This is a genomic window from Niabella pedocola, assembly GCF_021044425.1.
GTDB classification, from domain to species: Bacteria; Bacteroidota; Bacteroidia; order Chitinophagales; family Chitinophagaceae; genus Niabella; species Niabella pedocola.
Window position 1 is genome coordinate 128,676 of record NZ_JAJNEC010000003.1, and the last position, 13,927, is coordinate 142,602.

Below are 13,927 nucleotides of genomic sequence, written 5' to 3' on the forward strand. Positions count from 1 at the left end.
GGCTATGTTGAAATATAAAACAGGTCTGCACGATCTTTATGCATCCGTCCGTGCAGCAGCCGGTAATACCAGTATAAAGGTATTCAATCCCTGTTCCTCCCGGTATTCCAGCGTTCCTTTGTGAAGTTCGGCTAAAGAGCGGGCCAAGGACAACCCGATTCCCGCACCCGGTTGTGAGCTACCTTCTTTCGACCGGAAAAAGGGGGTAAAGATCTTGTCACGGACCGCAGCCGGAATGGTGCTGCCATCATTGGAAATGGTGATTGTTACCGCCCCAGCGTCTGTAGTTGCTATTGCTGCTACTTCGCAACGTACCAGGCGGTGGCCGTATTTAATAGCATTGTCCAGCAGGTTACTGATAATTTTTGTACAGGCATCCTCATCGGCGTATAAAGAAATTACAGCATCTGTTTTATGAAACTGGTAATCCATGCCTTTTTTATCAGCCGCCGGGCTAAAACGTTCCCAGATCATTTCTGTGAGTGCCGTAATATGGATGGTGGTAAAATGAAGCTCGTAGTTCCCGGACTCAATCCGCCGGAAGTTCAGGAGCTGGTTGGTAAGTGCCAGCAGCCGTTCGGTGTTCCGGTTCATCACCGATAATTCCCGTTCCGCTTCCGGCATTTTTCCGGCCATTTTCAACAGCTTATCCATGGGGGCTTTTATCAGGGTAAGTGGTGTGCGGATTTCATGGGCAACCGTCGTAAAAAAATCAACCTTAGCCTGGTTAAGCTCTTTTTCCTTATTCAGGGCAAACAATTGCATCTGCCGCCGCTGTTTTTCTTCCTGCCGGCGGTGCAGCAGTTTTAGGATGCTAAAGAGTAAGAATACGGTAAAAACCACGTAGAGCGTATACGCCGTCCGTGATTTCCAGAAAGGCGGGTGGATCTGCAGGCGAATCGCTTTTTCGTTAGATACCCACAGTCCGCTGCTGTTGGTAGAACGTACTTTTAATATATATTTTCCCGGCGCCAGGTTGTTAAAGTGAACCCTGCGTTCAGCGCCGATAAAATTCCAGTTCTTATCGAGGCCTTCCAGTTTGTAGGCGTATTGCAGGTTGTCCGGCGATGTATAACTCAGCGCCGCAAAGTCGAAACTGAGGGTGGCCTGGTCATAATCCAGGTCGATACTGCCGGTGTTTAAAATGGAAGAACGGAGCGGCGAGCCGGATGTTTGCGGCTCCACGTTCTTATTGAATAGCTGCAGCTTTGTAAAATAAATGGAGGGAATGTGATGATTGACCTTGTATTGGTTGGGGTCAAACTTGATCAGCCCCTTTACACTTCCAAAATAAAACATGCCGCTGCTGTCCTTATATGCAGAACGGTGGTTGAACTGCTCGCTTACCAGTCCGTCGGTTTTTTTAAAAACCTTGATGGCTCCCGTTTCCCCATCAATACGTACCAGGCCCATTGATGTACTGGCCCAGATATGATGGCCTTCGTCTTCCAGGATGGCGTATACCATATTGCCGGGTAAACCCGTGCTGGTATTGAATAACCGGAATGTTTTCCGGAACAGGTCGATACAATATAACCCGTTCTCGGTACAGATCCATAACTGCTGCTGCTGATCCTCGAAAAGATTGAGGATGCGGCTTTCTTTCAGGAGGTCTTTTCCTCCGGCCATAACTGAAAGCCGCACCCGTTGTTGCCGGTTGTTGATATAGAACACGCCTTCATGATGTGTACCCAGCCATAGATGTTGCTGGCGGTCTTCCATGATGGCAGAATAAAAAGCCTGCTGGGGAATGCCCTTAAAGGGGAGGAACCGCTGTGTACCGGCTTCATACCGGAACAGCCCGTTAGCCGTGCAGATAATGATATGTCCGGCCCTTGTTTTATAAATAATATTGATGTAGTTACTGCTGATGCCTTTGCCCGTACCATCTGTTTCAAAATGTGCCAGTAATTGTTCCCGTTCCCGGTCCATGATATAAAGACCGTGTTCAAATGTGCCGATATACAAGTAGCGCCCGTTCGCCAGCAACCCGTGAATATTTGTGGAGGCGATGGCCGGTTTCATTTGTTTTTCAATAAAATTTTCAAATTGCCCGGTGCGGCCGTTCAGTTTTATCAGCCCTTTATCCTCCGTGCCGATCCAGAGATTGCCGCTGTTGTCTTCGGTAATTTCACGGATCACATTGCCGGCAATCCGGTGTTTGCCCGGTGAAGGGAAGTCTTTTTCAAAATGAAGCGTTGCATCCGGATGATAGTTAATGCCGCCAAAATAGGTGCCGGCCCAAATGCCGCCCTCCGCATCCCTGCACAGGGAGTAAACCGCATTATCGGAAAGAGCATAGGGATGCTGGGCGATCTTCTGAATATGCCGGGCTGTATCATACCGGCTATTGTATATAAACAGGCCCGACTCCGTAGCAATCCAGTATTCGCTGTCACCGGTTTGAAGAATACCCCTTACAAATAATTTCTTTCCGTTAAAAGCCGTTAGCCGGCTGGCACTCCAGGACTCGGTAACCGGATCAAACCGCTTTAGTCCCTCCCTGGATGTGCCGATCAGTAACGTGCCGTCGTTGCCCTCATATATTTTTTCAATAGAATTGTTATGTCCGGCACCCGGAATGGGGGGGAGTATTTCAAACCGGTTTGTGGTTGCCTGATAGCGCGCCAGCCGTCCTTCACCATAGCCAACCCAAATGGTACCGGTGCGATCGCAAAGAATGGATGAGCTGTTTTTAATGATGCCTTTTCCGGTTTCGGTGATCTGCTTCGTTGCAAAATGATACCGGTAAAGACCAGAGTCTTCAGCAAACCAGAGATAGCCCTTACCGTCATCCTGGATGGCGCGTATGGTTTTGCCGGAGGAGCCGGGCAGCTTTATAAAGTTTTCTCCGCTGGCGTCAAAGAAGTAGATCCCTTTTTCGGTACCTACCCAAAGTGTGCCGGCTTTATCCTCGTGCAGGTAAAAGATCGCATTGCTACCCAGTGAACGCGGCCCTCCGCTCCGGTAGATCTTAAACGCGTATCCGTCAAACCGGTTCAACCCGTCAGGCGTTCCAAACCACATAAAGCCCTTTTTATCCTGTAGCGCAGCGATTACAGAGTTATGGGAGAGGCCGTTCTCTACTTCGTAGTGCCTGAAATAAATAGATTGACTGCGGCCGCAGACAGCCGTCATCATAAAAAAAAGCAAGCCAATAATACGTACCCTGTGCATCGGGAAAAGATTCAAAAAGTGAATGCGACCGGCTCATGCAATAATCAAAGCTAAAAGCTGCGACCGATCTGCAGCAACAGCGCTGTTCATTACAAGATGCAGCGTAAATTAATAAGATCTGTTTAAATATTAAAAATTGAGACAATTTGAAAGGTTTTTGATCAGAAATGAATGAAGACATTTTTAGCAGCCGTTTAATTTTGACATCCAGGTACGAATGCTTAAATCGCCTGAATTTCTTGCATATGAAACGAATGATTCCTTTAGGGATGGTGGCTATACTGCTTATACTGTATAATTTTTCCATAGAGTTATTCCTGTTTAAAAGAATCGCAGCCCGGTCATGAGTACATTTCCGGATGAGATTTCTTCCAGTGTAGACCAGTACAATAAATATGTTTAATGATATGATAAAGTCAGGACCTGCGGTTGCTGTTTGGAAGCGTGCTCTTATTGCCTGTACAGGAAACGATAAGCGAATGCTTAAAGCCGGCCAATCCGAAATTTCCGATGTAATGCCGCGGAACCGGTTGCCGGGTAGTTCGTCGCAAATGATGGCGGTCCTTCCAACGCCCCGCAGCTCAGCCCGCGGTTTTGCTTGTAAATAATGCTAAAAATAAAATACATACAAATGAAAAGATCTGGTTCATTATTATTCAAATGGCTGTTTGGCCTGCTGGCGGTAATGGCGATGGCCCTTGCCTGCAAGAAAAAAGGTATTGTTGATCCTACAGGCGGAGCTCCTTATAACCCGGCAGAAGAAGTGGTTGTAAAGGATTTCTTCCCGAAAACTGGAGGCAGCGGACAGCAGCTCGTGATTTACGGGGAGAATTTTGGAAACGACAAGTCCATCGTTTCCGTCAAAATAGGTGGCAAGGATGCTACCATAATTAATGTGCACGGCGATGCCATTTATTGTATTGTTCCTGACAAGGCTTATACAGGTGAGATACAGGTAACACTGGGAGCCGGGCAGGAGGTTGCGGTAGCAAAAGAAACGTTCAATTACCAGAAGAGAATGGTGGTAACTACCCTGGCCGGTAAGAAAGATCAGAGGGGCAATTACGATATAAAAGACGGCACGTTTAGCGATTGCGGAGGCTTTTTGAATCCTTCATGGCTCGTCTTCGATCCTAAGGACCCCAACCTGTTATATATGGGCCAGGACGGAGGAGATATAAGACTGCTGAACTTTAACAATAAAACAGTTACTACCCCCATTACGCGCGGCATGGGTGGTTGGGAGCGCATCCGGACAATCGCTTTTACGCCGGATCAGAACTATATGATTATTGCCAATGACCAGGGCGATGTGAATGGCAAGAGTACTTCCATCTTATCCCGGGCAACTGGCTTCAAAGACCCGCAGGTGCTCACTTCCTATAAGCAATGTAACGGGGCCTCGATACATCCTGTAAACGGTGAACTGTATTTTAACAGCTATGAAAAAGGGCAGTTTTACAGGTTTGATCTGAACCGGTATATTGCCAATCATGACCTGGGTATTAAAGATTACCAGGAGCTGTTTAAGATCCAGGACAATAACTGGGAGTTTAATATTAACATTGCGCCAACCGGAGACTATGCTTATATCATTGTCATCAATCAGCAGTATATATTAAGAACCGATTATGACTGGAGCAACAAAACTTTTACGCAGCCCTACGTGGTATGCGGGCAGCCGCGTTCGGCGGGATGGGTTGATGGTGTAGGCACAACGGCCAGATTATCGAATCCCTATCAGGGGGTATTTGTCAGGAATCCGGACTACGCAGGGAAAAAAGATGAGTATGATTTTTATTTCACCGAGCAAAACAATCATGATATCCGTATCCTCACGCCCCAGGGAAAAGTGACCACTTTTGCGGGAAGAGGCAGCTCCAGTATTAATCCTGATCCGTTTGGCTATATTGATGGCGGACTGCGCACAGAAGCCCGCTTTGACCGGCCGGAAGGATTGGCCTATGATTCGGTAAACCATGTGTTTTATGTGGGCGACTGGATGAATCGTTGTGTTAGAAAAATCTCATTGGAAAACTAAAATATGATTGCTATGAAGAAATTGCTGATGAAAAAATTTACTGTTTTTTTCTTCCTGTTTTTTACCGTGACGACGGCCTTTTCCCAAAATGAGCGGATGACTATTCATGGAAAAATAAGCGATAAGGAAAGCGGAGCGCCTTTGTCGGGTGTAAGCATCTCGGTAATTAACTCGGCCGGGCTGGGTACGTTTTCAACAAAAGAAGGAGTATACACCATTAAAGTGGAAGCCTATCACAAACTATTGTTCTCGTATGTTGGCTATGACACGGTAGAAGTGCAGATAACCGATCAGGACAACGTGAATGTTTTGATGCAAAGATCGAATAAAAGCGTTATGGACGAGATTGTTGTTACAGGTACCCGCCTTGAGAAAAAGATTAATGTTACCGGAGCCATTACTACGGTTGATATGGAAGCCATCAGGAAATCGGCCCCAAGTGCCAGCATCGTCAATTCATTGGCGGGCAATGTGCCGGGAATTATGGCTATGCAGACTTCCGGACAGCCCGGAAAAGATATCTCGAACTTCTGGATCCGGGGCATCTCTACATTTGGAGCCAACAATAGCGCCCTGGTGCTGATCGATGGATTTGAAAGAGACATTAATGAGGTGAACATTGACGATATTAAATCCATTTCTATACTTAAGGATGCCTCTGCTACGGCAATGTATGGATCTAAAGGAGCAAATGGTGTGGTTTTGATTACGACAAAGCACGGAATCGTTGGTAAAACCAATATCAACGCCAAGGTGGAATCATCTTATAACGCCCGTACCATTACTCCTGAGTTTGTTGACGGGAACACCTACGCCCATTTAATTAATGAAGCGCAGATAACACGGAATCGTGCTCCCATATATAGTCCTGTTGAGCTGGAATTATTACGTTTAGGCCTAGATCCGGATTTGTATCCGAATGTGGATTGGTCTCGCCAGCTGTTAAAAGACGGAGCTATGACCTATAACGCGAATCTGAACCTGAGCGGGGGCGGTACCACGGCCCGGTATTTCGTATCAGGTGCTTACCTGGATGAGAAAGGTATGTATAAAACAGACGATGCGATAAGAAACGATTATAATACGAATGCCGATTATAAAAAATGGACCTACAGGCTCAATACGGATGTGAATGTAACCAGAACGACGATACTGAAACTGGGCGTATCGGGCTCCCTGAGAAAAAGGAACAGTCCCGGTTTGGGAGATGCGGATGTGTGGGGAGAGCTGTTTGGCTATACGGCCGTTCGCACGCCTATCTATTATTCTAACGGGTATGTGCCTGCTGTGGGTACCGGCAATAAAACCAATCCCTGGGTGGCGGCCACTCAAACCGGTTATAATGAAACATGGGAAAATAATATTCAAACAAATCTTACGGTAAACCAGGATCTGAACTTTATAACAAAGGGGCTAAGATTTGAGGGTAGTTTTGGCTATGATACCTATAATTCCAGCACGATCGAACGTCGTAAGTGGCCGGAGCAATGGCGGGCAGAACGGCATAGAGATGCTGCCGGTAACCTGGTTTTTACCAACATATCCGGCCCAAGCGAACTGCAGCAGTCAAGCAGCTCCAATGGCAGCCGCAGGGAATTTCTTATCGCGTTGCTCACGTATGGCCGCACTATAAAAAATGATCATAATATAGGAGTGGATATGCGGTATACGCAGGAGGCCAATACCTTCACGCAGAATCTGGGAACTGATATTAAAAACGGTATCGCAAAGAAAAACCTGGGGGTTGCCGGCCAGGTATCCTATAACTGGAGAAATAGGTACTATGCCAATTTTAATTTCGGCTATACAGGATCGGAAAATTTTAGCCCCGGGCATCAGTTCGGTTTCTTTCCCGCAGGTTCAGTAGCATGGAATATTGCTGAAGAGGGCTTTATTAAAGATCACTTAAAATGGATCAATTTCTTCAAGATCCGCTATTCTTATGGTAAGGCGGGTAATGATAACCTGGGAAATAACCGGTTCCCGTATTTATATACGATCGCAGAGGGGCTGGGCGGATATGAATGGGCCGAATATGGAAACAATAAGGGCTACGGAGGCTTAGGGTTTACCCAGGTAGCATCGCCGTATGTAACCTGGGAAGTTGCAACCAAACAAGACGTTGGTCTGGATCTGTCGCTTTGGAAAGATCAATTTTCTATGACGGTTGATGCCTTTAAGGATGAGCGCACAGGCATTTATATGCAAAGAAACTTCTTACCTGGTTATGTGGGCCTTACCAGTGTGCCAAGTGCAAATGTAGGGGCTGTACGTTCTATGGGCATCGACGGAAATGTTACATTGAAGCATGATTTTAATGCAGTAAATGTAACCCTGCGTGGTAATATAACTTACAGCAAAAATGAAATACTGGAGCGGGATGAACAGCAAAGTGTATATCCCTATCAGATGCAAAAAGGATACCGTGTTAATCAAACAAGAGGGTTGATTGCCTTAGGACTGTTTAAAGATTATGAAGATATCAGGAACAGCCCTACGCAGACGTATGGCGTCTATCAGCCCGGCGATATTAAATATAAAGATGTGAACGGGGATGGTATAATCAATGATGATGATATCGTTGCCATAGGCTCAACCAGCACCCCGAATTTGATATATGGCATGGCTGCTTCCGTTAGTTGGAAGGGGTTGGATGTGGGGATACGGTTTCAGGGCGCAGGCGAATCCAGTTTCTTTATATATGGAAAAACAGTTTATGCGTTCAGTGAAGGCGAATGGGGTAACATTTTGAAAGGGATGGTTGAAAACCGATGGATATCGGCAGATATTTCCGGAGATCCGGCAACCGAAAATACCAATGCACCCTACCCGAGGTTAAGTTATAACGGAAATGGCAATAACTATCGCAATTCATCCTATTGGCTGCGGAACGGGGCTTATTTAAGGATCAAAAATGTGGATATTGGCTATACGCTTCCGAAACAAATACTCAATAAAATACATATGAGCAGTTTGCGCGTGTATTGTTTGGGTACTAATTTATTAACCTGGGCGCCTTTCAAATTATGGGATCCGGAAACAACAGACCCAAGAGGCGAAACCTATCCTTTATCCAAGTCGGTTACTGTTGGACTAACAATCGGTTTATAATATAAAACGTATTTTGATGAAAAAAATAACAACCATATCCATTTTTATTGCGGTGGTGACGCTGTTGATTTCTTGCAAAAAATATTTGAATACCGATCAGTATTTTAAAGATCGGATGACGTTAGATAAATCATTTAATAATGAAAAGTACATTGAAGAATGGTTGGCAAACTCCTTCTCCTACATTACCGAGATAAATGCCGATGTGGCAAGTAAAGGCTACGAGCCATTTAACTTTGGCGATGATATGTATTACGGCGACAGGGATGGAGCGTATGACCCACAGAATGCCAACTCTTTGAATTATAACAAATTTAGTCTTGGCAATTATCACGAGGGGGATGTTCAGTCCTGGGCCAAGTGCTTCCAGGGAATCCGGAGCGCTTCTATATTTATACAAAATATTGATCAATCTACCGTAATAGACGCGGTTAAGAAAGCGGATTATAAGGCGCAGGCCCGGTTCTTACGCGCTTATTGTTACTGGCTTTTGCTCAGGAAGTACGGACCCGTTCCTATTCTTCCCGATGATGGAGTGGATTATACAGACAGTTATGCCGATTTGGCTTTGCCCAGGAATTCTTATGAACAATGCGCTGAATATATTGGCAAAGAAATGGCGCTGGCGGCCAGGGATCTGCCACAGAACCGTGGTCAATTGGCGATAGCCCGGCCAACCAAAGGTGCCGCATTGGCAACCCGTGCCAAAGTGTTTTTGTATGCGGCGAGCCCGTTGATGAATGGAGGCAAGCTGAGTATGGATTATAAAACACAATTAGTAGATGATAAAGGCACGCCGCTGCTTTCACTTACATATGACGAACAAAAATGGGCCAGGGCAGCCGCTGCGGCAAAAGATGTGATGCAGTTGGGGGTTTATTCCCTGTTTGTTTCGCCCTATAAATCGTCGGGCACTATAACCCATCCTGCTACAATTGCCCCCCCGTATAACGCAGCGTATTCGGATAAACCATGGCCTGAAGGATGGGCTGATATAGACCCATTCGATTCTTATCGTGCCCTTTTTGACGGCGAGGTGCCTGCTTCTTCCAACCCCGAGCTGATTTTTACACGGGGGCAGAATCAATCCTCCGAAGGTATAAATGTGATGGTGGCGCACCAATTACCCCGCATCGCCTCCGGTTGGAACACACATGGTTTAACATTAAAACAGTGCGATGCTTATTATATGAGCGACGGTGCCGATGTGCCGGGGAAAGGGATGGAGTATGGAGGAGGAGATGGCAGCCAGCGGGTAGGAGGTTTTGTAACCGATCAGGATGTTACAAGTGGGAAATATAAGCCCCTGGCGTCCGGTGTTTCCTTGCAATTTGCGAACAGGGAACCGAGATTTTATGCTTCGGTAGCCTATAATGGGAGTGTATGGCACCTCACCAATGAGTCGCAGGTCAATAACAGGGAAAAACAGGTTTTTTATTATCGGGGGTCGGGTAATGGTTATACCAACACGATGTTTTGGCTAAGAACCGGTATCGGGGTAATGAAATATGTAAATCCGCAGGATACTTATGAAAATGGAAATTTGAGTAAGGTTGTACCAAAGTATGAGCCGGCCATTCGCTATGCAGATATATTATTGGCCTACGCCGAATCTTTAAACGAGTTAAACGGTTCATATTCGATACCCAGCTGGGACAGCTCGGCGGTTTATACCATTGCCAGGGACGTTGATGAAATGCGCAAAGGAATCAGGCCTGTGCGGATCAGGGCTGGGGTGCCCGACTATGCCGGTACCATCTATACAAGCAGCGCTCAATTGCGCACCGCTATAAAACGTGAGCGGCAAATTGAATTGATGGGTGAACAGCAACGGTATTATGATTTGCGCAGATGGGAAGATGCGGCTACAGAGCTAACCCTTCCTATATATGGCTACAATACGCTTATGACCGCAACGCAAAGAGATTTATTTCATCAGCCCGTGGCAGCCTTTGCGCTTCAAAGCACCTTCGCATCCAAAATGTATTTTTGGCCTATTGCAATCGATGAATTGAGGCGGGATGCCCGTTTAACACAAAATCCGGGCTGGCAAACTTATAAATAATTAAAACATTTACGAATGAAAAAGATAGCTGCATTCCTATCCATCCTGTTTGTTTTCGGGTGTATAGCTTGTAATAAGGATTGGGGTTCTGAACAATTTGAGCATTATGTTTCCTTCAAAGCACCGTTAAACAGCGATGATGTTACGCCTGTTTATATCCGCTACAAGCCGGACGGTGTTGTTAATTATCAATTACCGGTAATCGTTAGTGGTTCCACCAACAACGACAATAATTTACTGGTGCATATCGGGGTTGACCCCGATACCCTGAGTGCCTTCAACAACGCGAATTTTCAAAACAGAACAGACCTTTATTACAAAGAGTTAACAAGTCAGTATTTTACGATTCCTGATACCGTGTCCATACCAAAAGAGGCAAATACCAGCACGGTAAACATCGGGTTCTCACTTAAAAATATTGATCTGGTAAACAAATGGATACTTCCGCTGACCATTCAGCCTTCAACCGGTTACACGCCCAACCCAAGAAGGAATTATTCGAAAGCATTATTGAGGATCGTACCGTTTAATGATTATTCAGGCATTTACAGCGGCACGGCGCTCAAAATTTATTTAAAAGGAGAGGAAAACGGATCCGCAATCGTGAAGAGCGAAATAGAGGCGTATGTTGTTGACGAAAATTCAGTTTTTTTCTACGCCGGTACTGTAGATGAAAATAAAACCGATAGAAGGTATTATAAAATATACGCCCATTTTGATGATCAGACCAAGGCCGTTACGCTTAGTTCTGATAACCCTGCCATGAAGTTAAATGTAAATCAAAAAATTTATTATACTGTTGAAGATGTTAAAGATGAGCTTCAGCCCTATCTGGTTCACCGGTATGTTACCATCAATAATATTGATTACAATTTTACCGATTATACATCGGCAACCAATGCGTCCATCGATTATACCGTTCGTGGATCGTTGATCATGGAAAGAAAGATCAATACACAGATACCGGATGAAGATCAGGCAATCCAGTGGTAAGCGTTGCTACCGGAAGGAGACCTGCTATTTCCCCGGGGAGGCGGGCGTTGAAAGGCAAGGCATCCGGTAACATTGGCTTTGTGAGGAGATGCAGAATTTTGCTATCTTCAGATTCGAAGTGTACAGTAGTTGATAAAATAGTATATGAAAAAATATCCGTTCCTTGTGTTGCTATTTGCCGGGCTTTTATATTTTAAGCGTGCTACTTCCCAGGGAAAAACAACAGCGCAGTTCTGGGGCGTTTGGGAGTTGAAGGAGCGAAAAATGCGGGGACAGCCGGCGTTCACCCCCGTAAGGCCGGGGCAATACAAGCTGTTTACCAATGATGGCAGCATGCAATTATTCCAGGTGACCGATAAAGGCACTTTTATTACCTCTTACGGAACCTACCGGTTGTTATCAGATTCAACGTTTGAAGAATCATTTACAAAATCGGTTTATTTTTCTAACCCCAAACCAGGTATTACCGGTTTCAGATTTTTAACCCCTGAAAAAATGAATTCAAGATTTGGAGAACCCGGTGCGTATAATGAGGAAATATGGGTTCGGATCCCTTATGCAGGTGATGCAAAATAACGGCAGACTGTCTTGGCGGCAGCGGCTGTATCAAAAGCCGCCTAAGCGTATAAGATCCTGCTGAACCTGATTCAGCAGGATCAAAACGCCTTTTGATACAAACGCCTGATTTTTGAATGGCGCGTGTATCGATTTTTTTAATGTTGTTTCCTGAGCGGAGGGAGCAAAGGATGGATACAATTTCGTTTGTACATTTGTGTTGTTTTATGTGCCTCGCCATGTAAGGAAGTCCTCGATACGATGTGCTTGTGTTTTTTAATTATTGAATAGAAAGCAGTGATCTACCTACGCATCATTTTTATAGTGATCTTCTGTCTGGGATTCCGGTCTTCCGGATCGGCACAATTACAACGCCCCAACATCGTTCTTATCCTGGCAGACGACCTGGGCTATTCGGACCTGGGCTGCTATGGCGGTGAAATTGCAACGCCCAACCTGGACCGGCTGGCGGCAAACGGCATCCGGTATGCCAGTTTTTACAATACTTCGCGTTGCTGTCCTACAAGAGCTGCCTTGCTTACCGGCATGTACAATCATAACGCCGGTATCGGCGAAATGACCACCAACCGGGGTTTGCCAGGGTATGCAGGGGCGTTGTCCGCAAACACCGTTACGCTCGCAGAAGTATTGAAGGCTGCCGGTTATCATACCGCGATGGCGGGTAAATGGCATGTAAGCAATACACTGGAGCAGCCCACGCCGGAATCCCAGCTCCGCTGGCTCAATCATCAGGATGTCCACCCTTATTTTTCACCTCCGGAACAATATCCTGTCAATCGTGGATTTGAGCGGTATTTTGGAAACATCTGGGGTGTGGTGGATTATTTTGATCCCTTCAGCCTGGTAAGCGGTACCAGGCCGGTAACCGAGGTGCCTGAGCACTATTATCATACGGATGCGATCAACGATACAGCTGTGCAATATGTGCACGCACTAAGCAGGGAAAAAGCGCCCTTTTTTCTTTATGTGGCACATACCGCGCCGCACTGGCCGCTTCAGGCCCTGCCGGAAGATATCCGGAAATATGAAAATACCTATAAAGCAGGCTGGGATGTCATCCGGGAAAAGCGTTATCGTAAAATGACAACCCTGGGTTTGATCGATACGGCGGTTACGAGGCTTTCAACAAGAGCAGCCGGGGCTGCAACCTGGGAAGAAAATCCTGATAAAGACTGGGATGCCCGTGCGATGTCGGTACATGCGGCAATGGTAGACCGGATGGACCAAGGGATCGGGCGCATTATTGCAGCACTGAAACAGGAAGGACAGCTGGAAAATACGCTGGTCATTTTTCTGAGTGATAACGGCGCCAGTCCGGAGAATGCAATGGCTTACGGGCCGGGCTTTGACCGCCCCGGTGCTACCCGAAAAGGTGAACGCATCCGTTACCCGGTAGACAAGGAGGTACTGCCCGGGCCGCAAACCAGTTTTACTTCTATCGGAGCAGCCTGGGCCAACGTAGCCAATACGCCCTACCGTTTTGCAAAAGCTTCTTCATTTGAAGGCGGGGTGCGCACCCCGGTGATTGCCTGCTGGCCGAAAGGAATTACCGGTAAAGGCCGTATTGAGCGCACCACGGGACATGTGATCGATTTTATGGCCACCTTCCTGGAGCTGGCACATGCCCGGTATCCGTCGCAGTATAACGGCCACGCCATAAAGCCGATGCAGGGTATGAGTATTGTACCCTCATTCAAACAGAAGGCAGTCCGTGCGCCGCGTATCCTTTTTAATGAGCATTTTGGCGCCCGTTATGTACGGGATGGCAACTGGAAGCTGGTTGCAGCTCCGGGCAAACCCTGGCAGCTTTTTGACCTGCAACAGGACGCATCCGAACTGCAAGACCTGTCTGCCCGATATCCCCAACAGGTGCAGCATCTGAGCGCATTGTGGGAGCAATGGGCGCATCAAAACAATGTATTCCCCAAAAAGAAGTAGGCAGTGGTTTTAAATAGATGCCGGAA

7 protein-coding genes are annotated in these 13,927 nt (G+C 46.4%); 6 read left to right on the plus strand and 1 reads right to left on the minus strand.

All coding sequences use genetic code 11. The annotated features are described in order from the left end of the window. Positions 1-36: 36 nt before the first annotated feature. On the minus strand, positions 37-3,177 hold the full coding sequence (locus LQ567_RS01740; protein WP_231002371.1) for a ligand-binding sensor domain-containing protein: 3,141 nt from the start codon (positions 3,175-3,177) through the stop codon (positions 37-39). A 631-nt stretch (positions 3,178-3,808) separates the two neighbouring features. On the opposite strand from LQ567_RS01740, the gene LQ567_RS01745 reads away from it, so the two are divergent. The 6 genes from LQ567_RS01745 to LQ567_RS01770 all read left to right on the plus strand — a co-directional run bounded on the left by LQ567_RS01745 (position 3,809) and on the right by LQ567_RS01770 (position 13,901). Next, entirely contained in the window at positions 3,809-5,218 is a 1,410-nt protein-coding gene (locus tag LQ567_RS01745; protein ID WP_231002372.1) for an IPT/TIG domain-containing protein, read from the plus strand. A gap of 12 nt (positions 5,219-5,230) precedes the next feature. Beyond that, positions 5,231-8,329, plus strand: coding sequence for a SusC/RagA family TonB-linked outer membrane protein (locus LQ567_RS01750; protein WP_231002373.1), 3,099 nt, complete (start codon positions 5,231-5,233; stop codon positions 8,327-8,329). 16 nt (positions 8,330-8,345) lie between these two features. Beyond that, positions 8,346-10,394, plus strand: coding sequence for a RagB/SusD family nutrient uptake outer membrane protein (locus tag LQ567_RS01755; protein ID WP_231002374.1), 2,049 nt, complete (start codon positions 8,346-8,348; stop codon positions 10,392-10,394). Positions 10,395-10,409: 15 nt separating this feature from the next. After that, positions 10,410-11,387 (plus strand): DUF4973 domain-containing protein, encoded by a 978-nt coding sequence (locus LQ567_RS01760; RefSeq protein ID WP_231002375.1) that lies wholly within the window; start codon positions 10,410-10,412, stop codon positions 11,385-11,387. A gap of 144 nt (positions 11,388-11,531) precedes the next feature. After that, positions 11,532-11,963: a DUF4488 domain-containing protein gene (locus LQ567_RS01765; protein WP_231002376.1), complete on the plus strand. Its 432-nt coding sequence runs from the start codon at positions 11,532-11,534 to the stop codon at positions 11,961-11,963. Positions 11,964-12,239: 276 nt separating this feature from the next. Beyond that, complete coding sequence (locus tag LQ567_RS01770; protein WP_231002377.1) at positions 12,240-13,901, plus strand: arylsulfatase; 1,662 nt, start codon at positions 12,240-12,242, stop codon at positions 13,899-13,901. Positions 13,902-13,927 lie beyond the last annotated feature (26 nt).